Genomic DNA, 25,902 nt, shown 5'->3' with positions numbered 1-25,902 from the left:
CCTGCGATGATCATCGCGGGAGCTTGCGGACATCCGTCTTACATCTGAACTTCCGCCCAAGTAGTCGGCGGGCGGGTCAGCGGGCGAACTCGGTGGCGCGCGACTCCCGCACGACGGTCACGCGGATCTGCCCCGGGTAGGTCAGCTCGTCCTCGACCTGCTTGGCGATGTCGCGGGCGATCACCTGCGCCTGGATGTCGTCGACCGCGTCCGGCTTGACCATCACCCGGACCTCGCGGCCCGCCTGCATCGCGAACACCTTCTCCACGCCCTCGTGCTTGTCCCGGGCGATCTCCTCGAGCCGCTCCAGCCGCTTGACGTACGCCTCCAGCGACTCCCGCCGCGCGCCCGGACGGCTGCCGCTGACGGCGTCCGCGGCCTGCGTGAGGACCGCCTCCACCGTCCGCACCTCGACCTCGTTGTGGTGCGCCTCGATCGCGTGCACCACGTCCTCGGGCTCGCCGTACCGGCGGGCGATCTCCGCGCCGATCAGCGCGTGGCTGCCCTCGACCTCGTGCGTGAGGGCCTTGCCGATGTCGTGCAGCAGCGTGCCGCGCTTGGCGATGTCCACCGGCAGCCGCAGCTCGCCCGCCATGATCCCGGCGATGTGCGCCGACTCGATCAGGTGCTTGAGGACGTTCTGGCCGTAGGACGTCCGGTACCGCAGCCGGCCGAGCAGCGCGATCAGCTCCGGATGCATGTCGGCGATGCCCACGTCGACCAGGGCGTCCTCGCCGGCCCGCACGCACAGCTGCTCGACGTCCCGCTTGCTGCGCTCGTAGACCTCCTCGATGCGCTGCGGGTGGATCCGCCCGTCCAGGACGAGCTTCTCCAGCGTCAGCCGCCCGACCTCGCGGCGCACGGGGTCGAAGCAGCTCAGCAGGACGGCCTCGGGGGTGTCGTCGATGATGAGGTTCACGCCGGTGGTCGTCTCGAACGCCCGGATGTTGCGGCCCTCGCGGCCGATGATCCGGCCCTTCATCTCGTCGCCGGGCAGGTGCAGGACCGACACGACCGACTCGGCGGTCTGCTCGCTCGCGATCCGCTGGATCGCCAGCGTGACGATCTTGCGGGCGCGCTTCTCGCCCTCCTGCCGCGCCGCGTTCTCGATCTCCCGGGTGAGGGGGACGGCCTCGCGCTTGGCCTGGTTCTTCATGGTCGCGACCAGCTCGGCCTTGGCCTGCTCGGCGGTGAGCCCCGCCGCCCGCTCCAGGACCAGCCGCCGCGCCTCCTCGACGCCGTCCAGCTCCCGCCCGCGCTCCTCGAGGGTCCGCTCGGTGACGGTGAGCCGGCCCGACCACGTCTCCAGCCGCCGCGCCTCGCCGTCCAGCCGCCGCTCCCGCTCGGCCAGCCGCGCCTCGCGGCGCTCGAGGTCCTCGCGGAGGGCGCGCAGCTCGTCCCGGACGGCCGCGGCCTCCCGCTCGGCCGCCGCGCGGGACTCCGACTCGAGCCGCCGCGCCTCGCCCTCGGCCCGGTCCAGGAGCTCGCGGCCCTGCCGCTCGGCGCTTGCCCGCACCTCGTCGGCCTCGCTCCGCGCGAGCGCCAGCTCCGCCGCGGCCTTCCCCGGCGCGCCGGGGCGCCACAGGATCACGATGACGAGAGCGACCAGGGTCACCAGCAGCGCTGCACCCAGCAGGACGCTCTCCATGAGGCAGATCCTTCCTCGCCGTCGGGTCCCGTCCGGAGTTCGGAACCCTGCCTAGCGAGGATTTACTCGCGCCCTTTGGACGGCCGAGGACACGGCGACGCCATCACCGGGCCGCGCCGCGCGCGTCCCGGAGATCCGGCCGAGTCCAGATCGGCGAACGTGTCCCTGATGCCTCTCAGCTGCTCGAACGTGTTCGGTCCTATGGCAATCCGCACTAGGCGGAGTAACTCCTCACTGCCGTAACGGTAAGCGGCATGGAGGTAATGAGCAAGCAAACACGGGGCAATCCGGACTAACCGCACGCGAACGTGATGCCTTCCTTACCGCCCCGTGTCCCGCATCACCGCAGGCAGCGCCGCCGCGCCCGCCGCCGGCCCGCCCGAGGGCGCCCCCGACGGAAAACCGAACGCCCCTCGGATTCCCCCGCCGTCCCCCATTTGCGGTCACCCCCGCCCCGCTTCCCCCAAGTCCAAAACCCCGCCCGAACCCCCGGACCGTCGAACGACCGAACGCCGGGCGAGGACTCCGCGGCCGGGCACCCGGAGTCGGGCGCCGGGCGAAACACCCTTGCCGGTCGCCCGGACCGGCTCCGGGGCCGGGCGCCGGGACCCGGGGCCCGGCGCCGGAGCACCGGGCGCAGGGCGCGGGGCCGGGAGTCAGAGCCGGAGCCGGGCACGGGGCGCCGGGGCCGGGCCCGGGGCGGGCGGGTCAGTCGAAGGGAGGGTCTTCCGCGTCGTCCAGGTCGGCGCCTTCGGCGGCGAGGGCGTCCTTGACGACGCGGTAGGCGAGGCCGGGCGGGTAGCCCTTGCGGGCGAGCATGCCGACGAGGCGGCGCATCCGCTTGGCGGGGTCGACGCCGCGGGTCGCGGGGAGGCGGCGGGCGACGAGGGCGCGGGCGGTCTCCTCCTCGCGGGCGGGGTCGAGGGCCTCCACGGCGTCGTTGACGGTCTCGTCGGCGACGCCGCGGCGGCGCAGCTCGGCGGCGAGGGCGCGCTTGGCGAGGCCCCGGCCGGCGTGCCGGGACCGCACCCACGCCTGGGCGAACGCCTCGTCGTCGATGAGCCCGACGTCGGTGAACCGGGACAGGACGCGCTCGGCGACGTCGTCCGGGACGTCCTTGCGGCGGAGGGCGTCGGCGAGCTGCGCGCGGGTCCGCGGGGAGCCGGTCAGCAGCCGCAGGCAGATGTCGCGGGCCCGGGACTCCGGGTCACGCGCCTCGGCCGCCGGGGCGTCGCCGTTCGGGTCGCCGTTCATGCCGCGCGAGCGGCGGCGCCACCGGGGAAGGTCCGGACACCGGCGCGCCGGTGCCGGGTCAGGCGCCGCCGCCCTACATACGAGATCATCGCTTACTCTTCGTCAGGAGTCACCCATATCGCGGGATTCACCGTCAGGAATCACCGGCCTTGGCCTTGGCGGTCTTCTTCGCGGCCGTCGTCTTGGCGGGCGCGGCGGCGGGGGCCGGGGGCGCCGCGGCGGCGTCCGCCGGGACGGGCTCGGCCTCCTTGTCGACCTTCGGGCCGATGCCGAGCTTCTCCTTGATCTTCTTCTCGATCCCGTCGGCCATGTCCGGGTTGGCCTTGAGGAAGTTGCGGGCGTTCTCCTTGCCCTGGCCGAGCTGGTCGCCGTCGTAGGTGTACCAGGCGCCGGACTTGCGGACGAACCCGTGCTCGACGCCGAGGTCGATGAGGCCGCCCTCGCGGCTGATGCCCTGGCCGTACAGCAGGTCGAAGTCGGCGACCCGGAAGGGCGGGGCCATCTTGTTCTTGACGACCTTGACCCGGACGCGGTTGCCGACGGCCTCGGTGCCGTCCTTGAGCGTCTCGATGCGGCGCACGTCCAGCCGGACGGACGCGTAGAACTTCAGCGCCCGGCCGCCGGTGGTGGTCTCCGGGGAGCCGAACATGACGCCGACCTTCTCGCGGAGCTGGTTGATGAAGATCGCGGTGGTCTTGGTCTGGTTGATCGCGCCGGTGAGCTTGCGCAGCGCCTGCGACATCAGGCGGGCCTGGAGGCCGACGTGGCTGTCGCCCATCTCGCCCTCGATCTCGGCGCGCGGGACGAGCGCCGCGACGGAGTCGATGACGACGATGTCGATCGCGCCGGAGCGGATCAGCATGTCGGTGATCTCGAGGGCCTGCTCGCCGGTGTCGGGCTGGGAGACCAGCAGGGCGTCGATGTCGACGCCGAGCTTCTTGGCGTACTCGGGGTCGAGGGCGTGCTCGGCGTCCACGAACGCGGCGATGCCGCCCTTCTTCTGGACGCTGGCCACGGCGTGCAGCGCGATCGAGGTCTTGCCGGAGCCTTCCGGCCCGTAGACCTCGACGACGCGGCCGCGGGGCAGCCCGCCGATGCCGAGCGCGATGTCGAGGGAGATCGCGCCGGTCGGGATCACCTCGACCGGCGCCCGGGCCTCCTCGCCCATCCGCATGACCGAGCCCTTGCCGAACTGCCGCTCGATCTGCGCGAGGGCGGTCTCGAGAGCCTTCTCCCTGTCGTTCGCTGCCATGAGATGTCCTTATTCGTCGTGACTGTCGGCTCTCTGGCCGCTGCTTGCGATGTCGAGGGCGACGTTACGGCGGGCCACCGACATTTTCGACCGCCCGGCGCGCCTGTGGACGACGGCGCGGGCGGGGACCAGCTTACCGAACACTCGTTCGATCATCGTCCGGTGCGCCGTTTCGGCCGGAATCTCCGTGCGCGCCCGGGGTCGGCCCCCGTACGCTGGCTCCGTCCACGGAGGGGTATCCCATCATGACGCTGACCGTCCTCTTCTGCGTCGATCCGCTGCACCCCCGGCGCGTTGACCCCCATTTCACCCGCGAGGCCGCGGCCGTGCGGGACCACTACGGCGAGATCGCCCTGATCGACCACGACGCGGCGCAGCGCGGCGACGCCGCCGAGGCGGTGCGCCGGGTGCCGGACGGCCTGGGCGCCGTCTGGTACCGGGGCTGGATGCTGTCGGCCGGCGAGTACGCGGCGCTGGCGGCCGCGCTGAAGGCGCGCGGGGCGACGCTGCTGACGCATCCGGACGACTACCGGCGCGCCCACGAGCTGCCGGGGTGGCACGACACGTTCGCCGGGCTGACGCCGCCCAGCGTGTGGCGGCCGCTGCCGCCGGGCGGCGACCCGGGCGGGGCGGCCGAGCTGGCGGAGCTGGTGCGCCCGCTGAGCCCCGGCCCGGGCGTCGTGAAGGACTACGTGAAGTCGTGCAAGCACGAGTGGGACGAGGCGTGCTTCGTGCCCGACGTGCACAACGCGGCCCGGCTCCGCGACGTCGCCGCGAAGATGATCGCCCTGCGCGGCGACTTCCTCGCGGGCGGGCTGGTCGTGCGGGAGTTCGAGGAGTACGCCGGCGCGGGCGAGGCGCGCGTGTGGTGGGTGGACGGCGAGCCGGTGCTGGTGGGGCCGCATCCCGACAGCCCCGACGTGGAGCCCGTCCCGGAGGTCGCGGACGTGGCGCCCGCCGTGCGGGCGCTCGGCTGCCGGTTCATCACCACCGACCTGGCGCGCCGGTCGGACGGCCGGTGGCGCGTGGTGGAGGTCGGCGACGGCCAGGTCAGCGACCTGCCCTCCACGGTGGACGCGATGGACCTTTTCGCCCACCTCCCGGTGCCCGATTAGTCCTTTGTTTCGCTCCAGCGGGAACCAGGCTCCGTTTCGCCGCGTCTCACTCTCTCAAAACCTCCGTACACCGAAGGGATGTGCTCTTCATGCCGCCTCAGGAGCCCGCCCGCCGGCTCAGATCCCGTGCCGTGAAGGTCGGGATGGTGAGCGCGCTCTCGGTGACCCTGGTCGCCTGCGGGTCGAAGTCGACGGTCGCCCGCTGCGTCGACCGCGACGACCCGGGCGGGCGCAAGGTGGTGTCCGACTTCAACTGCGACCGCGACGACATCGACGGCGGCACCTCGTACGGCCAGTACTACTGGTACTACGGCGGCAGCGTCCGCAACGGCTACGCGTCGGGCGGCTCGTCGGTCCGGCCGAAGGGCACGATCAAGTCCAGGAACGGGACGACGCTGAGCCGGGGCGGGTTCGGCGGCCGCGGCGGGGGCGGGGGCTGATCCGGTGCGCCGCATGCGTTCGACGCCGCGGGACGGCTGGGCGGAGAAGGTCGAGTCGCACGGGCTCGCGTTCCACCGCACCGCGCACCCCGAGCACCTGAGCCGTCCCTACTGGGACGAGTCGGTGCACTACGTCTTCGATCTGGACGAGGTCCTCGAACTGGAGCGGGTCGTCGAGGAACTGCACGACATGTGCCTCCAGGTGGTGGAGCACGTGGTGTCCACCGGCCGCTACCACGTGCTGGGCATCCCCGAGTGGGTCGCGCCGCTCATCGAGGCGTCCTGGCGGCGCCGCGACCCGCACCTGTACGGGCGGTTCGACCTGCGCTACGACGGGCGGGGCCCCGCGAAGCTGCTGGAGTACAACGCCGACACCCCGACGGCGCTCGTCGAGAGCTCGGTCGTCCAGTGGTTCTGGCTGCAGGACGTCTATCCGGACGACGACCAGTGGAACTCGATCCACGAGCGTCTCGTCGCGCGCTGGAAGGACATCGCGCCGAGCGTCGACGGGGACATGGCGCACTTCGCCTGGACGACGGACGACGAGAGCGGCGAGGAGGTCATGACGATCGCCTACATGCAGGAGACCGCCGAGGAGGCGGGGCTCCCGGGCACGGCGATCGCCATGGAGGACGTCGGCTGGGACGCGGCGAACCGCCGGTTCGTCGACCTCGACGAGCGGGAGATCCGGACGCTCTGCAAGCTGTACCCGTGGGAGTGGATCGTCGCCGAGCCGTTCGGCCGCAACATCCGGTTCGCGTCCACGTCCTGGATCGAGCCCATCTGGAAGATGGTGCTGTCCAACAAGGCGCTCTTGGTGCTGCTGTGGGAGCTCTTCCCCGACCACCCGAACCTGCTGCCGACGTATCTGAACACCCCGTCGAACCTGACGTCGTACGTGCAGAAGCCGCTGCTGGGCCGGGAGGGCGCGAGCATGCGGATCGTGACGCCGGACGGCGGCGAGCAGCGCACGCAGGGCGACTACGGCGCGGAGGGGTTCGTGTTCCAGGAGTTCTGCCCGCTGCCGGACTTCGACGGCGAGCGTCCGGTGCTGGGCGCGTGGGTCGTGCAGGACGCGGCGGCCGGGATCGGCATCCGGGAGACGTCGGGGCTCATCACCGACGACACGTCGTCGTTCGTCCCGCACCGGGTCGTGGCTCCGGCGAAGACGTCGCTGGTGAAGGAGAGGACGTCGCTCCGGAAGGGGTGACCTCCCCGAAGCCGCGGCCCGCCGGAGCCGGGGCCTGCTGAAGCCGGGGTCTACTGGAGCCGGGAGGGGACGTCGAACGTGGCGACGACGGCCTGCCAGACCCGCTTCGCGGACTCGCCGTCGGCGAGCGCCTGCTCGATGGTGCGTCCGCCCAGGTCGGCGATGACGTAGTCCTTGGCGACGCTCTCGGCGTAGCCCTTGCCGAACTGTTCGTTCATCCGTTCCCAGAACACCGTGAGCCGCACGCCTCCCACGCTATCCGACGGGACCGTCCTGCGCGGACCTGTCGAGGGACTCGGCGACCTCGCCGGGCACGGCCGGTCCCGTCCCCTGCCGGTACTGGCGGTGCAGGCCGGTGAGGTACCGCTCGACGCCTTCGACGACGCGCGCGGTCCGGTAGGAGGGGAACACGTCGAACCCGTGCTGGCCGCCCTTCATCTCCGCGTACAGGACGGGCGCGCGCGAGACCGCGCGGAGCCGTTCGACGAACCGGCGGGCCTCGGGGGCGGGGATGAGCGAGTCGTGGCTGCCGTGGACGACGAGGAACGGCGGCGCGTCCTCGCGGACATGGGTGACCGGTGACGCCTTCGCGTACACGTCGCGGTTCTCGGCGAACGGCAGTTTCACGATCCACCGCTCCACGAGCCTGGTGGAGCCGAAGGGGACGGGCCAGGGTCCGGGCTCGCAGAAGTCGTACACGCCGTAGAAGGGGACGGCGCCCTGGACGGACGTGTCCGCGTCCTCGAAGCCGGGCTGGAAGTCGGGGTCGTTCGCGGTGAGCGCGACCATGGCGGCGAGGTGCCCTCCGGCGGAACCGCCGGTCACGCAGAGGAAGTCGGGATCGGCGCCGTAGTCCGCCGCGTGCTCGCGGTACCAGGCGAGGAAGCGTTTCAGGTCGACGAGGTGGTCGGGCCAGGTGGCGCGGGGGCTGAGCCGGTAGTTGACGTTGAACCCCACCCAGCCTTGGACGGCCATGTGGTTGAGCAGGGGCAGGCCTTGCTCGCGCTTGTCGCCGATGATCCATGCTCCGCCGTGGATCTGCATGAGCCCCGGGCGCAGCGCTCCCCCGTCTCCCCCGTCTCCCTCGTCCTTCGGGGCGGAGGGCCGGTACACGTCGAGCTTCAGGCGGAGCCGTCCGTCCTCGTGGAAGGCGATGTCGCGCGTCACCCGCACTCCCTTGCGCGGGACGAGGCAGAGCGGCGGGACGACCAGGTGGGAGCGCGGGTAGCGGGGCGCGGGCCCGGGGTCGAGTTCGAACGGGACGCCGCTCTCCCGCAGGGTGACGGTCGTCCGGCGGGAGACGGCGATGGTCCCGGCGAGGCCGGCGGCCCCGGCGACGCCGAGGAGGAGGCCGGCCCAACCGGCCCGGCCGGCCAGGCCGCCGTTCCATGCCGCGAGGGCGAGCGCGGCGGCCTCGGCGGCGAGCAGGTGGGGCGCGAGCTCGATCGCCCACCAGCCCGCGAAGAAGCTCGGCGCGAGCAGCACGGGGTTCTTGGCGGGGCGGTGCGCGTTGACGGCGAGCGCGGCGAACAGGATCCCGAGGGCCAGGAGGGCGTACGGCATGGCGGCTCCCTGAGGGCGGTCGCCGCCCACACTGCCCTGACAAGCGCTTGCTTACAATGTGACGCGCGCCACCCGCTTCCCGTTCTGTCGGACCCGCGAGGCAAGATGGCGCCATGGGCGGTGACGTGCTCGAACGCTTCTCCCCGGCGACCCGCGAGTGGTTCTCGGGGGCGTTCGCCGCACCCACCGCCGCGCAGGCCGGCGCCTGGGACTCCGTCTCCGGGGGCGACAACACGCTCGTGGTGGCGCCGACCGGGTCCGGCAAGACGCTCGCGGCGTTCCTGTGGTCGCTCGACCGGCTCACCGCCGGTCCCCCGCCCGACACCGACCCGCTGCGCCGCTGCCGCGTGCTGTACGTGTCGCCGCTGAAGGCCCTGGCCGTGGACGTGGAGCGCAACCTGCGGGCGCCGCTGACCGGCATCCGGCACGCCGCGCGCCGCCTCGGCCTCCCCGAACCGGACGTCCGGGTCGGCATGCGGTCGGGCGACACCCCGGCCGACGAGCGGCGGCGGCTGGCCGCGAAGCCGCCCGACATCCTGATCACCACGCCCGAGTCGCTGTTCCTCCTGCTCACCTCGCAGGCGCGCGAGTCGCTGCGCGGCGTCGAGACCGTCATCGTCGACGAGGTGCACGCGGTGGCGGGCACCAAGCGCGGCGCGCACCTGGCGCTGTCGCTGGAGCGCCTGGACGCGCTGCTGGAGCGGCCCGCGCAGCGGATCGGGCTGTCGGCGACCGTCCGCCCGGCCGAGGAGATCGCGGCGTTCCTCGGCGGGACGCGGCCCGCGCGGGTCGTGCAGCCCCCGTCCGACAAGGTCTTCGACCTCGACATCGTCGTCCCCGTCGAGGACATGGGCGAGGTCGGCCGGTTCGTCGACGACGCGGGCGCCGCCGACCCGCGGCAGCGGAGCATCTGGCCCCACGTGGAGGACCGCCTCCTCGACCTGATCGAGGCGCACCGCTCGACGCTCGTCTTCGCCAACTCGCGGCGGCTCGCCGAACGGCTCTGCGGGCGGCTCAACGAGCTGGCGTACGAGCGCGCGACCGGCGAGGCGCTCCCCGGGGACCACACCCCCGCCGAGGCGATGGCGCAGGCCGGGGCCGCGAAGGGCGCCCCCGGGGAGATCGCCCGCGCGCACCACGGGTCGGTGTCGAAGGAGGAGCGGGCCGCGATCGAGAACGCGCTGAAGGAGGGGCGGCTGCCCGCGGTCGTGGCGACGTCCAGCCTGGAGCTGGGCATCGACATGGGCTCGGTCGACCTGGTCGTCCAGGTCGAGTCGCCGCCGTCGGTGGCGAACGGGCTGCAGCGCGTCGGGCGCGCCGGCCACCAGGTCGGCGCCGTCTCCAAAGGCGTGATCTTCCCGAAGTACCGCGGCGACCTGGTGCAGACGGCCGTGGTGGCCGAGCGGATGCGCGGCGGCGAGATCGAGGAGCTGCGGTACCCCCGCAACCCCCTGGACGTCCTGGCGCAGCAGGTCGTCGCGATGACGGCGATGGACGAGTGGCCGGTCGACGATTTGGAGGCGCTGGTCAAGCGGGCCGCCCCGTACGCGACGCTGCCGCGCTCGGCGCTCGAGGCGACCCTCGACATGCTCGCGGGCCGCTACCCGGGCGACGAGTTCGGCGAGCTGCGGCCCCGCCTCGTGTGGGACCGGGTGAACGGCACGCTCAACGCCCGTCCCGGCGCGCAGCGGCTCGCGGTGACCAGCGGCGGGACGATCCCCGACCGCGGCCTGTTCGGCGTGTTCCTCGTCGGCGAGAAGGCGTCGCGGGTCGGGGAACTGGACGAGGAGATGGTCTACGAGTCGCGCGTCGGCGACGTGTTCGTGCTCGGCGCCAGCTCGTGGCGCATCGAGGACATCACGCCCGACCGGGTGCTGGTGTCGCCGGCGCCGGGGCAGCCGGGCAAGCTGCCGTTCTGGCACGGCGACGCGCTCGGCCGCCCCGCCGAGCTGGGCCGCGCTCTCGGCTCGTTCACCCGCGAGCTGTCCGGGCTGCCCGAGGACGACGCGCGCGGGCGGGTGTCGGCCGCCGGGCTGGACGGGTTCGCCGCCGCGAACCTCGTGTCGTACCTCGCGGAGCAGCGGGAGTCGACCGGCCACCTGCCCGACGACCGGACGATGGTCGTGGAGCGGTTCCGCGACGAGCTGGGCGACTGGCGGATGGTGGTGCACTCGCCGCTGGGCGCGCGCGTCCACGCGCCGTGGGCGCTCGCCATCGCGGGGCGGCTGCGCGAGCGGTACGGGGTCGACGCGCAGGCGATGCACGCCGACGACGGCATCGTCATCCGCGTCCCCGACATGGAGGACCCGCCCGGCCTGGACGTCGCCGTGTTCGACCCGGACGACGTCGAGCGGATCGTCGTCGACGAGCTGGGCGGGTCGGCGCTGTTCGCGGCCCGGTTCCGGGAGTGCGCGGCGCGCTCGCTGCTGCTGCCCCGCAACCGGCCCGGCAAGCGGATGCCGCTGTGGCAGCAGCGGCAGCGGGCGGCGCAGCTGCTGTCGGTGGCGAGCAAGTACCCGTCGTTCCCGATCGTCCTGGAGACGATGCGCGAGTGCCTGCAGGACGTGTTCGACGTCCCCGGGTTCGTCCAGCTCATGCGGGACGTGTCGGGGCGGCGGGTCCGGCTCGTGGAGGTCGAGACGCCGCAGCCGTCCCCGTACGCGCGGTCCCTGCTCTTCCACTACGTCGGCGCGTTCATGTACGAGGGCGACTCGCCGCTCGCGGAGCGCCGCGCGCAGGCGCTCGCGCTCGACACCTCGCTGCTGGCGGAGCTGCTGGGCCAGGCCGACCTGCGCGAGCTGCTCGACCCGGAGGTCGTCGCCGACACCGAACGCGAGCTGCAGCGCCTCGCCGAGGACCGGCGCGCCCGCGACCTGGAGGGCGTCGCCGACCTGCTGCGCGCGCTCGGCCCGCTGACGACCGCCGAGGTCGCCGACCGGTCACTCGGCACCGGGTCGGCGCACTGGCTGGCGGAGCTGGAGGCGACCCGGCGGACGATCCGGGTGCGCGTCGCGGGCACCGAGCACTGGGCCGCGATCGAGGACGCGGGGCGGCTCCGCGACGCGCTCGGCGCGCCGCTGCCCGTCGGGGTGCCGGAGGCGTTCCTGGAGCCGGTGGACGACCCCCTCGGCGACCTGGTCTCCCGGTACGCGCGGACGCACGGCCCGTTCCGGGCGGGCGACGCCGCGGCGCGGTTCGGGCTCGGCCCCGCCGTGGTCGTGGAGACCCTGCGGCGGCTCGCCGCCGCCGGCCGCGTCGCGGAGGGCGAGTTCCTGCCGGTCGGGGCGGTGTCCGGGCCGCTGACGAACGAGTGGTGCGACGCCGGGGTGCTGCGGACGCTGCGGCGCCGCTCCCTCGCGCGGCTGCGCGCGGAGGTCGAGCCGTCCCCGCCCGAGTCGCTGGGGAGGTTCCTGCCCGCGTGGCACGGCGTGACCGGCGGGTCGCGGCTGCGCGGCGTCGACGCGCTCGTCCAGGCGATCGAGCAGCTGCAGGGCGCGGCCGTCCCGGCGTCCGCGCTGGAGACGCTCGTCCTGCCGGCGCGGGTGCCCGGCTACTCCCCCGCCATGCTGGACGAGCTGACGTCGGCGGGCGAGGTCGTCTGGGCGGGGCAGGGCGGCCTGCCCGGCGGGGACGGCTGGATCGCGCTGTACCTGGCCGACACGGCGCCGCTGCTCATGCCGGAGCCGGCGGAGATCACGATCACGCCGGTGCACGAGGCGGTGCTGGCGGCGCTCGGCGACGGCGGCGCGCTGTTCTTCCGCACGCTGTCCGACCGGGTGAACCGTGACGTCACCGCCGCCGACGCCGACCTGGTCACCGCCGTCTGGGACCTCGTGTGGGCGGGGGTGCTCACCAACGACACGCTGGCTCCGCTGCGCGCCGCGCTCGGGTCGGGACGGCCGACGCACCGGTCGCGGACGGCGCGGCGGGGCCGTCCGGTGCTCCCGTCGCGGACCGGCCCGCCGACGGTCGCGGGCCGCTGGTGGCCGCTGCCGGACCGGGAGGGGACCGCGACGCTGCGGTCGACCGCGCTGGCGGAGGCGCTGCTGGAGCGGTACGGCATCGTCATCCGGGGCGCGGTGGCGGCGGAGCGGACGCCCGGCGGGTTCGCCGGCGTCTACCCGGTGCTGCGCGCGTTCGAGGAGAGCGGGCGGTGCCGCCGGGGCTACTTCGTCGAGGGGCTCGGCGCCGCGCAGTTCGCGCTGCCGGGCGCCGTCGACCGGCTCCGCGCGCTGCGCCCCGCCGCGCCCGCGGCGCCGGACGACCTGTCCGCGCTGTGGGAGGCGCCCGCTCCGCATCCGGGCTCCCGGCGGGAGCGGGCCGACCGGGCGCTCGTCCTGGCCGCCGCCGACCCCGCCAACCCGTACGGCGCCGCGCTGCCGTGGCCGCCGCGCGACGACGAGGCGATCAGCGGGCACAAGCCGGGCCGCAAGGCCGGGGCGCTGGTCGTGCTGGTCGAGGGCCGGCTGGTCCTCTACGTGGAGCGCGGCGGGCGCACGCTGCTGACCTGGGACGGCGACGCCGAAGTCCTGCAGCCGGCGGTGGACGCGCTGGCGCTCGCCGTCCGGGAGGGCGCGCTCGGCAAGCTCACCGTGGAACGGGCGGACGGCGCCGCGATCGCCGGGTCGCCGCTCGCCGCCGCGCTGGAGTCGGCCGGTTTCCACCCGACGCCCAAGGGCCTGCGGCTACGCGCCTGATCCCGTTCGCGCAGCGGAGCTCCGCGGAGCGGAGCCCACGGGGTCGGTCCGGGGGGTGCGGGGGGTCGTCTCCCCACGAGGAGCCGCCTGATCCCGTCGGCGCAGCGGGGCTCCGCGGAGCGCCACGGTCACGGCGGCGGCGCACACCAGGACGCCCAGCAGCGAGAGCGGCGGCAGGGTGCTGCCGAACAGCGCCCAGCCGCCGATCATCGTGGTGGGCGGCGTCAGGTAGAGCAGCGCCGACACCCGGGCCACGCCCGTCCGGCGGACGTTGACCCAGTACAGGCCGTAGCCGCCGAACATCGCGAGCACCACCAGGACGGCGACGGCGCCCCAGAAGTCCGGCTCGGCGGGCGGGACGAGCGCGCCTTCGGCCGCCGCGAGGCCCGAGAACAGGACGGCGCTCACCGCGGCCTGGATCGTCAGCGCCTCCATGACGCCGGCGGCCGGGCGGGCGCGGCGCTCGACGAGGGTGGCGGCGACCAGGCTCAGCATCGCGCCGAACGGCAGCAGGTACGCCCAGGCGGGCGCGCCGCCGCCCAGCTCCCCGCCGACCACGAGCGCGACGCCGCCGAGCCCGCCGACGAACCCGGCGGCCTGCCACCGGCCGATCGTCTCGCCGAGCAGCGGGACGGCGAGGGCGACCGCGACGAGCGGCTGCAACGCGGCGACCAGGCTGCTGACGCCCGCGTCGACCCCCTGCTGGGACGCCTCGAAGACGCCGTACAGGTAGCCGACCTGCCCGAGGAGGCCGATCAGCACGTGCAGGGCGAGGTCGCGGCGCGGGATGCGCGGCCGCCGCCAGGCGAACCACAGCGCGAGGACCGGGAGCGCGGTGATGAACCGCCAGGCGAGCAGGGTGCTCGTGGGCGCGCTCTGCGCGCCGAGTTCGGCGCCGATGAAGCCCGAGCTCCACAGGACGACGAATCCGGCGCCGAGCAGGGCGTCCGTGCGGTGCGGTGCCATGCGGGGGTCCTTCCTCGGACGATCGAGGTATACATACCGGTATAGCTACACTACCCATACCGGTGGGTATACTCGTGGTGTACGTCACGCGAAGGAGCCGCCGCGATGCCCGCCACACCACCCGCCACACCACCCGCCACGCCGCAGGCCACAGCCCGGGACCGCCCCCTGACGCCCGCCGCCCGCCGGGTGCTCGAGGTCGCGAGCGACCTCTTCTACGAGCGCGGCATCACCGCCGTCGGGATGGAGCTCGTCGCGGCCGAGGCCGGCGTCACGAAGAAGACCGTCTACGACCGGTTCGGCTCGAAGGACGCGCTGGTCATGGCGTACCTGCGCCGCCGGGACGAGCGCTGGCGCGCCTTCGTGGACGAGCGGCTCGCGGCCGTCGCCGACCCGCGCGAGCGCGTCCTCGCCTCGTTCGACGTCCTCGGCGAATGGCTCGCCGCGGGGGCGGAGCGCGGCTGCTCGATGGTCAACGCCTGCGCCGAGCTGCCCGACCCGTCCCACCCCGTGCACGGGCTCGCCGCCGAGCAGAAGGCGTGGACGCGCGAGCTGTACGCCCGGCTCGTCCGGGCCCTCCCCGGGGAGGACGCCGCGGGCACACTGGCCGAGCAGCTCGCGATCGTCCACGAGGGCGCGAACGTCGCCTACAGCGTCGGCGGCGTACGGGACGCGGCCTCTCTCGCGCGCGCCGCGGCGGACGCGATCCTTTCCCGTTCGACCCCGCCTACGCGGGAAGTCTGATGGCGGATTCCTCCTTCCGGCGGATACCCCGGGCCCCTTTCTCTGGGATGATGAAGGGGTACGGGGATGCGGGGAGTCGGGGAAGGGCTCGCCGCGGAACGGGGAATCGCATGACACCTACCGCTCGGAGGGCCGCCGCGCTGCGGCGCAGGCGCCAGATCATCAGCCAGACGGTCATCGACCGCGCGCTGAACGACCCGCGGCGCCACGAGGAACCGGCCGACGCGCCGGTCGCCACGGCCAAGTAGCGGCGCGCCCGCGCGGCGCGCCGCGCACCGGAACACGCGAACGCCCCCGCCGGACGGTCGGCGGGGGCGTCGGCGTCTCCGGGGCCGGCGCGGCACGCGCTCAGTCTTCGGTCTCGGCGGAGAACACGTCGTCGCGCGCCTGCTCCAGGGCCGCGTGCACCGCGCCGCGCAGCACCGGGTTGCCCTCCACCTCGGTCACCGCGACCGTGGGGCGGGTCGGGCTCAGCCGGCCCACCGCCCGCTCGATGCGGGCGGCCAGCGGCGCGCCGCCCGCCTGCCCGAGGTACCCGGACAGCACGACCAGACCGGGGTCGAGCACGATGTTCACCGACGTGACGCCGTAGGAGATGCGGACGGCCAGCTCGTCCAGGAACCGCCCGCCGCGCTCCTCGTCGGCGACGGCGGCGCGCACGCACTCCAGGGCGGTCGGCTCGGTGATCCCGTGCTCGTGGGCGAGCGCCCGCACCGCGTCCGCCCCGACGAGCGACCCGTAGCCGCCGGCGAGGGCCGCCTTGCCCCAGGTGGTCGACTCGGTGACGCCCTCGCCCTCCAGGCGGCGCGCCGCGCCGAGCGGGAGCGGCACGCCCGGGACGGGCAGGTAGCCGATCTCGCCCGCGCCGCCGGAGCGGCCGCGGTGCAGCCGCCCGCCCAGCATCACCGACAGGCCCATGCCGCGGTCGAACCACATGAGCGCGAAGTCGTCCGCGTCGCGCGCGGCGCCGTACGCGCGCTCGGCCAGCGCGGCGAGGTTGACGTCGTTCTCGATCGTCACCGGGCGGCGCAGGTCGGTGCGCAGCCCCGCGAGGACGCCCTCGTGCCACGACGGCAGGTCGAAGGAGAACTGGACGTCGCCGGAGCGGGGGTCGACGACGCCGGGGGTGCCGATGACGAACGCGCTCAGCCGTCCGAGGGCCACCTTCGCCGACCGGCACGCCTTCACTACGGCACTATGTACGGTTTTGACCGGATCGTCCGCTCCGTTCGGGTCGACGGTAACCTGGGCGACCATCCGGCCGGTGATGTCGGCGACGCCCGCGGTGACGCTGGACGGCCCCACTTCGAGGCCCGCGACGTAGGCGCTCGACGGCACCACGGCGTACAGGGCGGCGTTCGGGCCGCGCCCCCCGGCCTGCTCCCCGACCACCGCCACCAGCCCCCGCTCCTCGAGCCTGGACAGCAGTTGGGAGGCGGTGACCTTCGACAGCCCGGTGTGCTCGCCGATCTGCGCGCGGGTCAGCGGCCCCTGCTCCACGAGCAGGTCCAGCGCCGCGCGGTCGTTCAGCTCACGCAGCAGCCGCGGCGTTCCCGGGCGTCTGGCCATGCTTGGCACCCCTCGATGTCTCAATCCGCTAACGGGCGGTTTTGTTTAGGAAAGTTTCTTGTTAGTTTACGCGCAAGCGCCGACCGGCCCCTACCCGGGACCGGTGGACGCGCGCAGAGCGCCGAGCGGCGAGCAGGGCGCCCGCGAACCATGCGACTGCGAGCGGGGCATGACCGGACCTTAAAGGGTCCGGGTGCCCGGCTCACACCGCAGGCCACAAGGCCGCGCGAGGCGATGCCGGAAAGGATCCCCCCAGTGAAGTACATCAAGATGGCGGCCGCGGCGGCCGCGATCGCCCTGGCCGCATCGGCCTGCGGCGGCGGCGACGGCGACGGCGGGAGCGACGAGGTCCCCGCCGAGCTCGAGGTCTGGATGATGGGCGAGGGCACGCCCGAGCAGACGAAGTTCCTGGACGGCGTCGAGACCGAGTTCAAGAAGACCCATCCCGACACCGACGTCAAGATCAAGTACGTCCCGTGGCCGCAGGTCGCCACCCAGTTCCAGAAGGCCGCCGCGAGCGGCGAGGGCCCGGACGTCACCGAGCTCGGCAACACCGACGTCCAGTCCCACATCGAGCAGGGCAACCTCGCGGACATCAGCGACCTGTTCGGCGACTGGGCCGACGCCAAGACCCTCAACAAGACCGCGCTCGGGAACGACCAGGCGGACGGCAAGACCTACGCGGTGCCGTGGTACGGCGGCGTCCGGGGCGTCTGGTACCGCCAGGACTGGTTCGAGGAGCTCGACATCGCCGTGCCCAAGAACTGGGCCGAGCTGTCCGCCGCCGCCAAGAAGGTCGAGGAGGAGAAGGACGTCCCCGGCATCGGCGTCGCGAGCGACCACACCAACGCGATCATCAGCTTCGTCTGGGGCAACGGCGGCGAGGTCGCGGCCCAGGAGGGCGAGAAGTGGACCGGCAGGCTCGACCAGCCGCAGGCGGTCGAGGCCGCCGAGTTCTACGCGAGCCTGGACGACTCCGGTAAGTACGTCGGCAAGAACGAGCTGGAGGGCCCGCAGCGCGACTTCGCGCTCGGCAAGCTGGGCATGTACTTCGACGGCAGCTGGGCGCTGAAGCAGCTCAAGGAGATCGCGCCCGACAACGCCGACACGTGGGCCGTCTTCCCGATCCCGGCCAAGAGCGGCGGCAACGCCCCGGTCATGGCGGGCGGCTCGGACGTCGCCGTCTGGCGCGACACCGCGAACAAGAAGGTCTCGTTCGACTACATCAAGGTCCTGAACAACGCGAAGAACGCCAAGGCGTGGGCCGACTACAGCGGCTTCTCGTCCATGCGCTCGGACGTGTCGTTCTCCGACCCGAAGCTCGCCGTCTTCACCGACATCGCCACGAACACCAAGTTCCCGCCGATGACCGCCGGCTGGGCCGAGTTCGAGCAGGCCAAGAAGGTGCTGCCGAACACGCTGAAGGCGATCATGCAGGGCGGCGACGCCGCGGCCGAGATGAAGAAGGCCAACGAGCAGGCCAACACGCTGCTCAACCCGTGACACCGGGGCTCCCCGCCGCCGCGCGCCCGGCGCCGCGGCGGCGGGGGGCCGCGCTCGGGGCGCGCCCGTCCCGGCGCGCCCGCGAGGCTCCCTCCGGACGACACACGGCCGCCCGTCCCTCCTGAACGGAACCGCCCATGCTCGACACCGCCCCCGCGGTGCGCACGCCGCCCGGCCGCAGATCCGCCGGCCGCGGGCGCCCGCGCCGCCGGCCCCGCTTCGGGCCGTACCTGCTGATCGCGCCCACCGTGGTCGTGATCGCTCTGCTGATGTTCTGGCCGATGATCCAGATCGGGATCATGTCGTTCCAGAAGGTCGGCAACCGCCAGTTGCGCGGCGAGCCGGCCGAATCGGTCGGGCTCCAGAACTTCAAGGACATCCTCGGGGACCCGTTCTTCTGGACGACCCTCCGGCACACGGTGCTGTTCGCCGTCGTGGCCGTGACGCTGACCATGGTGGTCGGGACCCTGGTGGGGCTCCTGCTCAACAAGCTCGGCAAGAAGATGTCGAACCTCGTCGCGGGCGGCGTCATGGTCGCCTGGGCGACCCCGCCGGTCACCGCGGCGATCATCTTCACCTGGCTGTTCGGGACGACCGGCGGCCTGGTCAACTGGACCCTGGACCTGCTCCCCGACTTCCTCGTCGGGGGCGACTGGCTCGGCTACAACTGGTTCTCCAAGCCGCTGCCCACCTACACCGTCCTCACCATCTGCGTGGTGTGGCAGGCGTGCCCGTTCGTGGCCGTGTCCGTGCTCGCCGGGCTCAAGAGCGTCCCGCGCGAGCTGTACGAGGCCGCCCGCGTCGACGGCTCCGGCCCGTGGCGGACGTTCTGGAGCATCACCTACCCGATGCTCAAGCCGATCTTCCTGGTCGTGCTGGTCATGTCGATCATCTGGGACTTCAAGGTGTTCACCCAGCTGTTCATCATGGCCGGGATGGCCAACCGGGACGCCTTCAACCTCTCGCTGTACGCGTACTCGGAGGCGTTCGGCTCGATGAATCCGAAACTCGGCGACGGCTCGGCGATCGCGCTGGTGCTCACGCTGATCCTGCTCATCGTCACGGCCCTGTACGTGCGGGTCATGGTGCGTCAGGGGGAGACACGATGACCGCGCCGCTCAACGCGCCGTCCCTCCGCGAGCGCGGCACCGCGGGGGCTTCCGCGCGCGCCCGCCGGCCCGGCCGCAAGAAGCTGCTGTCGAAGATCACCTGGAACACCGTCGGCGTGGCGGTGTTCGTCCTGGCGGTCTTCCCCGTGTTCTGGATGGCGTCCACCGCGTTCAAGCCGAACGAGGACATCTTCAGCTCGACGCCGAAGCCGCTGCCGACCGACCCGACGCTGGAGCACTTCGACGTCATCGTCAACGGCTCGGTCGCCGAGGTCTCGTTCTGGAAGTACTTCTCCAACAGCGCGCTCCTCGCGCTCGGCACCGTCCTGGTCTCCGGGCTGCTGGCGCTGCTGGCGGCCACCGCCGTCGCGCGGTTCCGCTTCCGGTTCCGCACGACCTTCCTGGTGATGCTGCTGATCGTCCAGATGGTCCCGCTGGAGGCCCTGGTCATCCCGCTGTTCCTGGACCTCAAGCAGCTCAACATGCTGAACAGCATGTGGGGCCTGCTCGTCGTCTACATCGGGTTCGCGGTGCCGTTCGCGATCTGGATGCTGCGGGGCTTCGTCGCCGCGGTGCCGCGCGAGCTGGAGGAGGCCGCGGCCATCGACGGCGCCGGACCGGTCCGGACGTTCTTCACGGTCATGCTCCCGCTCGTCGCGCCCGGACTGGTCGCGACCAGCATCTTCTCGTTCATCACCGCGTGGAACGAGTTCATCTTCGCTTTCACTTTCCTGGACGACCAGGACAAGTACACCCTGCCGATCATGCTGCAGTTCTTCTTCGGCCGCAGCGGCAACTCCTGGGGGCCCATCATGGCGGCGTCGACGCTGCTCACGATTCCCGTCATCATCTTCTTCCTCATCGTCCAGCGCCGCATGGTGACCGGGCTGACCGCCGGGGCGGTGAAGGGGTGACGACCGACGACATCGCCACCACCGGGGAGATCACCCGGCTCGCGCGCGCGGCGCTCTCCCCGTCCTTCCCCGGGCCCACCGCGCCGGGCTGGCTGCTGGACGAGCTGGAGCGGGGGCTCGGCGGGGTCACCCTGTTCGCCCTCACCGGCAACGTGCCGAGCCCCGAGTCGCTGGCCGCGCTCACCGCGCGGATGCGCGCCGCCGGCGCCCCCCTGATCAGCATCGACGAGGAGGGCGGGGACGTCACCCGCCTCGGCGGGCACGCGACCGGCAGCCCGTACCCGGGCAACGCCGCGCTCGGCGCCGTCGACGACCCGGAGCTGACCCGCCGGATCTACCGGTCGATGGGCGCCGAGCTGGCCGAGGTGGGCGTCAACCTCGACTTCGCGCCGTCCGTGGACGTCAACACCGCCGACGACAACCCGGTGATCGGCACCCGCTCGTTCGGGGCGGACGCCGCGCTGGTCGCGCGGCACGCCGCCGCGGCCGTCGCCGGGCTGCAGGAGGCGGGCGTCGCCGCGTGCGCCAAGCACTTCCCCGGGCACGGCGCGACCGTCGTCGACTCGCACCTGACGATCCCGCTGGTGGACGCCGACCTCGCGCTGCTGGACCGCCGCGAGCTCGTCCCGTTCCGGGCGGCGATCGACGCCGGCGCCCGCGCGGTGATGACCGGGCACCTCAACGTGCCGGACATCACCGAGGGGCTGCCCGCCACCCTGTCCCCCGCCGCGATCACCGGCCTGCTGCGCGAGCGGCTCGGCTACGACGGCGTGATCGTCACCGACGCGCTCGACATGCGGGGCGCGAGCGGCGCGATCGGCATCCCCGAGGCGTCCGTGCGGGCCCTCATCGCGGGCGCCGACCTGCTGTGCCTCGGGCCGAACGAGCACGCCGACACGGTGCGCGCGACGCTCGCGGCCGTGGAGGCGGCGGTCCGGGACGGGCGGCTGTCGCCGCACCGGCTGCAGGACGCCGCGGACCGCACCGACGCCCTCCGCCGGCGGCTGTCCGGCGAGGTCCCCGCGGCGCCCGACCGGGACGCCGGCCTGGAGGGCGCGCGCCGCGCCGTGCGGGTCTCGGGAGCGCTCCCAGGCTGGAGCGGGACGCCGCCGCTGGTCGTCGAGGTCGAGGCGTCCGGCAACATCGCGGTCGGCCCGACGCCGTGGGGCCTGCACCCGTGGGCGCCCGACGCCGTCCGGGCGACCGGCGGGGACGGGGACGCGGACCGGGTGCTGGACCGTGCCAAGGGACGCGGCCTCGTCGTCGTCCTGCGGGACGCGCACCGGCACGCTGAGCAGCGGTCGCTGACGGCCGCGCTGCTCACCGCGCGGCCCGACACCGTCGTCGTCGAGATGGGCCTGCCGGTCTGGCGTCCGGGCTCGGCCGTCTACCTGGCGACCTACGGCGCCGCCGCCGCCAACGCGCAGGCGGCCGCCGAACTGCTCGGGCTCGTCCCCGCCCCCGGCGGGACGGCCTGACCCGCCCCCTCGGGCGCCGGGCGCGGCTCCCGAGGGGCTCCACCCGCGGCGCGTCCGCCGGACAAAGGCCCGGTTCCGGCGGACGCGCCGCGCCGCGTTTCCGCACCGGCCCGCCCCGCGGCCTTCCGGCGGGCGCCCGACCAGTCCGGTGACGGGGGATAATGCAAGCATGCGATTGTCCGCCCGGGTCGACTACGCGCTGCGTGCCGCCGCGGAGCTGGCCGTGGCCGGGAGCCATCCCGTGACCGCGGTGCAGCTCGCCGAGGCCCAGCAGATCCCGCCCAAGTTCCTCGAGAACATCCTCGGCCAGCTCCGCCGCTCCGGCCTCGTCCGCAGCCAGCGCGGCCCCGAGGGGGGCTACTGGCTGGCCCGGCCCGCCGAGCGGATCGCGCTCGCCGACATCATCCGGGCGATCGACGGGCCGCTGCTGGGCGTGCGCGGCGAACGTCCCGAGCACGTCGGCTACGAGGGCCCCGCGCGGTCCCTGCAGGAGGTGTGGATCGCGCTGCGCGCGAGCGAGCGCGCCATCCTGGAACGGGTCACGCTCGCGCACATCGCCGAGGGCAAGCTCCCCGACTCCGTCCGCGTCCTCACCGAGGACCCGTCGGCCTGGGAGAGCGGATCCCTCATCTAGCACCGGGGGGGTGACGTGCCGGAGGGGGACGTCGTCCGGCTCGCGGCCCGGCGGCTGCACGAGGCGCTCGCCGGGCGGCCGCTGACGCGTTCGGACTTCCGCGTCCCCCGGTTCGCCACCGCCGACCTGCGCGGCCGGACGGTCCTCGAGGTCGTCTCGCGCGGCAAGCACCTGCTCGTCCGGGTGGAGGGCGGCGTGACCGTCCACACGCACCTGCTGATGGAGGGACGCTGGCAGGTGCGGCGCGCGGGGCCCGTCCCGCGCGACCACCGGGTGCGGCTCGTGCTCGGCAACGCCGAGTGGCAGGCGGTCGGCACCTCGCTCGGCCTCGTCGAGCTGCTGCGCACCGCCGATGAGGACCGCGCCGTCGGGCATCTCGGCCCGGACCTGCTCGACCCCGCGTGGGGTCCCGGACTCGCGGCCGAGGCCGCCGCGCGGCTCGCCGCCCGTCCCGACCGCGCCGTCGGCGAGGCGGTCCTCGACCAGACGCTGGTGGCCGGCATCGGCAACGTCTACAAGGCCGAGGTCCTGTTCCTGCGCGGCGCGAACCCCTGGACGCCCGTCCGGTACGTGCCCGACCTGGTCGGGCTGGTGGAGCTCGCCCACCGGCTGCTGGACGCCAACAAGGACCGCCACGGCCACATCACGACCGGCGACCGGCGGCGCGGCCGCGAGCACTGGGTCTACGGACGGGCGGGGCGCCCCTGCCGCCGCTGCGGCACCGAGATCCGCCGCGCCGGGCAGGCGTCCGACGCCGGCGAGCGCACCGCCTTCTGGTGCCCGCGCTGCCAGCCCGCGGCGTCCTGAGCCGGGCGGTCGGCGCCCGCCCGGCACGCCCGGGAGGCCGGGCGGGTCGCCGCCTGACGCGGGTCACCGGATCCTGCGCCCGCGGATCCATCATCGAACCGGCCCATACCCAAGTCAATTCTCGGGTTTCCTTGCAAGCTCCCCAGCTCTAACTTGGGTGCATGACCCTGGACGACCTCCGCGTCTTCGTCGCCGTCTGCGAGGCGGGCAACCTCAGCGCCGTCGCCCGCGACCTGGCGTGCAGCCAGTCCGCGGTGAGCCAGCACGTCCGGCGGCTGGAGCGGGAGACGGGCCTGGTGCTGCTGGAGCGGCGGCCGCGCGGCGTCGTGCCCACCCGCGCCGGACGCGTCCTGCGGCGGGCCGCCGCCGACGGCCTCGCCGGGCTCGACGCGGCCCTGCGCCTCCTGGACGACCTGCGCCGCGGCGTCGGCGGCACCGTGCGGGTCGCGACCGGCGCCACGACCGTCCGGCACTTCATGGCGGGCGGCGTCGCGGCGTTCCGCGCCCGCCACCCCGAGGTCGCCCTGCAGTTCGAGACCGCCGGGTCGAGCCGCCGCTGCCTCGAGGCCGTCCGCTCGCACACCGCCGACCTCGCATGGGTGACGATCGGCCCGCCGCTCGACGGCGTCGAGCAGCGCGCGTCCTGCGAGCTGCCGTGGGTGCTGGCCGTCCGCGCCGACGACCCGCTCGCGTCGCGGACGTCCGTCGCGCTCCCCGACCTCGCGGACATCCGGCACATCGAGCTGCCCGCGCACTCCACGTCCCGCGTCCACCTGGAGATGCACCTGGAGCGGCACGGGCTGCGGCTGGCGTCCACGACCAGCGTCGCCGACTGGGACACCGCGCTGCTGCTCGCCGAACTCGGCCTCGGCCACGCGATCCTGCCCGCGCTCCCCGGCTGGGGCGGCGGCTCCGGCGACGTCCGGCTCGTCCCGGTCCCGGACCTGCCGCCGCTCACCGCCGGCTGGGCCGCCCGCGACTGGGACGCGCTGAGCCCCCTCGCCGTCGAGTTCGCCGACACCGTCCTGGAGCGGCTCAGCCCGCGGTGACGTCGCCGCCCGCGACGACCAGCCGCGCCTGGGGGCCCTTGGGACAGTCGGCGTCGCCGCCGTCCGGCGTCACCCGCAGCCGCTTCTCGAGGACCGCGGCGCCGCCGCCGTCCCGCAGCGCGATCCGGACCTCGACCGGCTCGTCCGGCAGCCCCTCGACCTTGGCGAACCCGGTCTTCCCATCGTCCGGCGACGCCGAAGCACCGCACGCCGCGTCGGGCCCGTCGCCGTCGCAGCCCCGCGGGACGCTCGTCGTGGACGGCCCGAAAACGATCCGCGGCGTCCTGCAGACCCCGTCCCAGCACACCTCCAGCGACGCCGACTCGATCCGCGCCGCGTCGGCGGGCCGCACCTCCACCCGGATCCCCTGCGGCACCATCTCCATCGTGCAGAACGTCTCGGAGCCGCACCCCGCGCCCGTCACGAACACCGCCGCACCGGCCATGAGGGAACCCACGATCGTCCCCGTCGCTCGAACACCCATGTCCCATGATGACCACGAAACGCCCGAGCACAAGGCGATCGGCGGACCGGGCGCCCCGGGAGACACCGAGGCCCCGGTCCGTGCGGACCGGGGCCTCGGTGCTCATGGAGCCGCCCGCGCGCCCGGATCGCGGCGGCGCGCCGGCGGGCGGGGCCGGGGATCAGGTCTGCGCCTGGAACATCCAGTGCTGCTTCTCGAGCTCGTGGGTGATGCCGATGAGCAGGTCCTGGGTGACCGGGTCCGGCTCGTCGGTCTCCGCGATGCGCTCCCGGAAGCGGCCGATGAGCTGGGCGAGCACGTCGGTGACCGCGCTGACGACCTTGTCGTCGGCGAGGTACCCGGCTTCGAGCTGCGGCAGCTCACTGCGGTCGGCGACGGTGCGGGCGCGGCCGTCGGGGTTCACCCCGATCGCCACGGCGCGCTCGGCCACGTCGTCCTGGCTCTGCCGGGCGAAGTCGACGACCTCGTCCAGGTGCTCGTGCACGACCTTGAAGTTGCGGCCCGTCAGGTTCCAGTGCGCCTGCTTGGCGACCAGCGCGAGGTCGATGAGGTCGACGAGGGCGCCCTGCAATGCGTTCCCCGCGACCTTCTGGGCCGAATCGGTGAGCGGGCTCTTGATGGCCGCCATTGTGGGCTCCTTCCGCGTCGTTACGGTTGTCCGTTACAACCGGGAAGAATCCCCTGCTATGCCGGGTCCAACCGTGAGACCGCGCACACCCGTCGCCAGGTCACCGGCGTGCCGGCGACGGCGTGCGCCCCCGGTTCTCAAGGCGCCGTCCCGACGGGGCCGTCCCCCGTCACCCGGCGCGAACGCGCTCCTCGGACCCATCACATGAGGGAGCGAACCCCACGCTCCCCGACAAGAGCGGGGCCGCCTTGACGCAGACCTCCACTCCCCCGCGCCACATCGCGGCCACCGCTCAGGCACATCACATCACCACGGGGGGACTCTCCCCCCACCCCGACAAAGAGCGGGGCCGCCTGAGCGTCGGCCTCCACTCCCCCGCGCCGGGTTCCGGTCGCCGTTCAGGCGGCGACCATGTCCGCACGCAGTTCGCCGGTGATCTCCTCCGGGGTCTCCGGAATGCTCTCCGCGGGGATGCGCTCGTGCTGGGGCGCACCCGCCATGACGGGCTCGTGCTGCAGCTCGGCGAGGGCGAGCTGATCCGCGACGTCCCTCAGCACGTGCGACAGCGGTACCCCGAGCGCTTTGCAGATCGAGGAGAGCAGCTCCGAGGACGCCTCCTTCTGCCCTCGTTCCACCTCGGAGAGATAGCCGAGGGAAACCCGCGCCGCCGCGGACACCTCACGGAGGGTGCGTCCCTGGCGCAGCCGCAGCTGCCGCAGTACGTCACCGAGCAGCTGGCGAAGCAGGACCATCGTCTCGCTCCCTCCCTCAGTTCGGACCATCTGCCAGTTCCACCGTACCTGGCTTGACGGTGACCATGGCAGACCGTTGATTTCGT

23 protein-coding genes are annotated in these 25,902 nt (G+C 73.7%); 13 read left to right on the top strand and 10 right to left on the bottom strand.

Going from position 1 to position 25,902, the window contains the following annotated elements; all coding sequences use genetic code 11:
• Window positions 1-76: 76 nt before the first annotated feature.
• From rny to recA, 3 genes are all read right to left on the bottom strand, one after another.
• Window positions 77-1,636, bottom strand: a complete 1,560-nt coding sequence (gene rny / locus H505_RS0134195; RefSeq protein ID WP_425248282.1) for a ribonuclease Y — start codon at window positions 1,634-1,636, stop codon at window positions 77-79.
• Window positions 1,637-2,356: 720 nt separating this feature from the next.
• On the bottom strand, window positions 2,357-2,902 hold the full coding sequence (recX, locus tag H505_RS0134190) for a recombination regulator RecX (protein WP_051301487.1): 546 nt from the start codon (window positions 2,900-2,902) through the stop codon (window positions 2,357-2,359).
• Between the two features lie 133 nt (window positions 2,903-3,035).
• Window positions 3,036-4,154 (bottom strand): recombinase RecA, encoded by a 1,119-nt coding sequence (gene recA, locus H505_RS0134185; RefSeq protein ID WP_026405532.1) that lies wholly within the window; start codon window positions 4,152-4,154, stop codon window positions 3,036-3,038.
• Window positions 4,155-4,399: 245 nt separating this feature from the next.
• On the opposite strand from recA, the gene H505_RS0134175 reads away from it, so the two are divergent.
• The 3 genes from H505_RS0134175 (at window position 4,400) to H505_RS46260 (ending at window position 6,919) form a co-directional block, all read left to right on the top strand.
• Window positions 4,400-5,269 carry an ATP-grasp domain-containing protein gene (locus H505_RS0134175; RefSeq protein WP_026405531.1) on the top strand — a complete coding sequence of 290 codons (870 nt, stop codon included), beginning with the start codon at window positions 4,400-4,402 and terminating at the stop codon, window positions 5,267-5,269.
• A 131-nt stretch (window positions 5,270-5,400) separates the two neighbouring features.
• Window positions 5,401-5,709: a hypothetical protein gene (locus H505_RS0134170; protein WP_245592707.1), complete on the top strand. Its 309-nt coding sequence runs from the start codon at window positions 5,401-5,403 to the stop codon at window positions 5,707-5,709.
• Window positions 5,710-5,713: 4 nt separating this feature from the next.
• A complete protein-coding gene (locus H505_RS46260; protein ID WP_199748181.1) occupies window positions 5,714-6,919 on the top strand; it encodes a glutathionylspermidine synthase family protein in 1,206 nt (401 codons plus the stop codon).
• A 50-nt stretch (window positions 6,920-6,969) separates the two neighbouring features.
• Here the strand turns inward: H505_RS46260 and H505_RS0134160 are convergent, their stop codons facing one another.
• Together H505_RS0134160 and H505_RS46255 are read right to left on the bottom strand one after the other, a co-directional pair.
• Window positions 6,970-7,164 (bottom strand): DUF3046 domain-containing protein, encoded by a 195-nt coding sequence (locus H505_RS0134160; protein ID WP_026405529.1) that lies wholly within the window; start codon window positions 7,162-7,164, stop codon window positions 6,970-6,972.
• Window positions 7,165-7,174: 10 nt separating this feature from the next.
• Window positions 7,175-8,482: an alpha/beta hydrolase gene (locus H505_RS46255; RefSeq protein ID WP_051301485.1), complete on the bottom strand. Its 1,308-nt coding sequence runs from the start codon at window positions 8,480-8,482 to the stop codon at window positions 7,175-7,177.
• A gap of 113 nt (window positions 8,483-8,595) precedes the next feature.
• On the opposite strand from H505_RS46255, the gene H505_RS0134150 reads away from it, so the two are divergent.
• Window positions 8,596-13,179, top strand: coding sequence for an ATP-dependent helicase (locus H505_RS0134150; RefSeq protein WP_026405528.1), 4,584 nt, complete (start codon window positions 8,596-8,598; stop codon window positions 13,177-13,179).
• On the opposite strand, the gene H505_RS46250 is transcribed toward H505_RS0134150, so the two are convergent.
• Window positions 13,168-14,145 (bottom strand): DMT family transporter, encoded by a 978-nt coding sequence (locus tag H505_RS46250; protein WP_051301484.1) that lies wholly within the window; start codon window positions 14,143-14,145, stop codon window positions 13,168-13,170. The genes H505_RS0134150 and H505_RS46250 overlap by 12 nt on opposite strands.
• Window positions 14,146-14,250: 105 nt before the next feature.
• Here H505_RS46250 and H505_RS0134140 point away from each other — a divergent pair, with 105 nt between their 5' ends.
• Both H505_RS0134140 and H505_RS50400 read left to right on the top strand, forming a co-directional pair.
• Window positions 14,251-14,889: a TetR/AcrR family transcriptional regulator gene (locus H505_RS0134140; RefSeq protein WP_051301483.1), complete on the top strand. Its 639-nt coding sequence runs from the start codon at window positions 14,251-14,253 to the stop codon at window positions 14,887-14,889.
• 110 nt (window positions 14,890-14,999) lie between these two features.
• Window positions 15,000-15,137 carry a hypothetical protein gene (locus H505_RS50400; protein WP_157433243.1) on the top strand — a complete coding sequence of 46 codons (138 nt, stop codon included), beginning with the start codon at window positions 15,000-15,002 and terminating at the stop codon, window positions 15,135-15,137.
• Window positions 15,138-15,237: 100 nt separating this feature from the next.
• On the opposite strand, the gene H505_RS0134130 is transcribed toward H505_RS50400, so the two are convergent.
• Window positions 15,238-16,458, bottom strand: coding sequence for an ROK family transcriptional regulator (locus H505_RS0134130; RefSeq protein WP_026405526.1), 1,221 nt, complete (start codon window positions 16,456-16,458; stop codon window positions 15,238-15,240).
• A gap of 255 nt (window positions 16,459-16,713) precedes the next feature.
• Between H505_RS0134130 and H505_RS0134125 the strand changes: the two genes are divergently transcribed.
• From H505_RS0134125 to H505_RS0134095, 7 genes are all read left to right on the top strand, one after another.
• The gene (locus H505_RS0134125) at window positions 16,714-17,961 is read left to right on the top strand and encodes an extracellular solute-binding protein (RefSeq protein WP_026405525.1); all 1,248 of its coding nucleotides are present in this window, start codon (window positions 16,714-16,716) and stop codon (window positions 17,959-17,961) included.
• Between the two features lie 137 nt (window positions 17,962-18,098).
• On the top strand, window positions 18,099-19,070 hold the full coding sequence (locus H505_RS0134120) for a carbohydrate ABC transporter permease (protein WP_026405524.1): 972 nt from the start codon (window positions 18,099-18,101) through the stop codon (window positions 19,068-19,070).
• Window positions 19,067-19,984, top strand: coding sequence for a carbohydrate ABC transporter permease (locus H505_RS0134115; protein ID WP_064743769.1), 918 nt, complete (start codon window positions 19,067-19,069; stop codon window positions 19,982-19,984). Before H505_RS0134120 ends, H505_RS0134115 begins: the two co-directional genes overlap by 4 nt.
• Window positions 19,981-21,462, top strand: coding sequence for a glycoside hydrolase family 3 protein (locus H505_RS0134110; protein ID WP_026405522.1), 1,482 nt, complete (start codon window positions 19,981-19,983; stop codon window positions 21,460-21,462). Before H505_RS0134115 ends, H505_RS0134110 begins: the two co-directional genes overlap by 4 nt.
• Window positions 21,463-21,631: 169 nt before the next feature.
• Window positions 21,632-22,096, top strand: a complete 465-nt coding sequence (locus H505_RS0134105; RefSeq protein WP_026405521.1) for an RrF2 family transcriptional regulator — start codon at window positions 21,632-21,634, stop codon at window positions 22,094-22,096.
• Window positions 22,097-22,111: 15 nt separating this feature from the next.
• The gene (locus H505_RS0134100; protein WP_026405520.1) at window positions 22,112-22,903 is read left to right on the top strand and encodes a DNA-formamidopyrimidine glycosylase family protein; all 792 of its coding nucleotides are present in this window, start codon (window positions 22,112-22,114) and stop codon (window positions 22,901-22,903) included.
• 161 nt (window positions 22,904-23,064) lie between these two features.
• Window positions 23,065-23,952: a LysR family transcriptional regulator gene (locus tag H505_RS0134095; protein ID WP_026405519.1), complete on the top strand. Its 888-nt coding sequence runs from the start codon at window positions 23,065-23,067 to the stop codon at window positions 23,950-23,952.
• Here H505_RS0134095 and H505_RS46245 read toward each other — a convergent pair.
• The 3 genes from H505_RS46245 to H505_RS0134080 all read right to left on the bottom strand — a co-directional run bounded on the left by H505_RS46245 (window position 23,939) and on the right by H505_RS0134080 (window position 25,816).
• On the bottom strand, window positions 23,939-24,436 hold the full coding sequence (locus tag H505_RS46245) for a hypothetical protein (RefSeq protein WP_064743768.1): 498 nt from the start codon (window positions 24,434-24,436) through the stop codon (window positions 23,939-23,941). The two genes, H505_RS0134095 and H505_RS46245, sit on opposite strands and share 14 nt — an antisense overlap.
• Window positions 24,437-24,596: 160 nt before the next feature.
• Window positions 24,597-25,064: a Dps family protein gene (locus tag H505_RS0134085; RefSeq protein WP_026405517.1), complete on the bottom strand. Its 468-nt coding sequence runs from the start codon at window positions 25,062-25,064 to the stop codon at window positions 24,597-24,599.
• Window positions 25,065-25,462: 398 nt separating this feature from the next.
• Window positions 25,463-25,816: a helix-turn-helix domain-containing protein gene (locus H505_RS0134080; protein ID WP_026405516.1), complete on the bottom strand. Its 354-nt coding sequence runs from the start codon at window positions 25,814-25,816 to the stop codon at window positions 25,463-25,465.
• Window positions 25,817-25,902 lie beyond the last annotated feature (86 nt).

It is taken from the genome of Actinomadura rifamycini DSM 43936 (assembly GCF_000425065.1).
Lineage (GTDB): Bacteria > Actinomycetota > Actinomycetes > Streptosporangiales > Streptosporangiaceae > Spirillospora > Spirillospora rifamycini.
The sequence above is the reverse complement of the archived record's forward strand: the minus strand, read 5'-3'. Positions and strand labels throughout refer to the sequence as shown.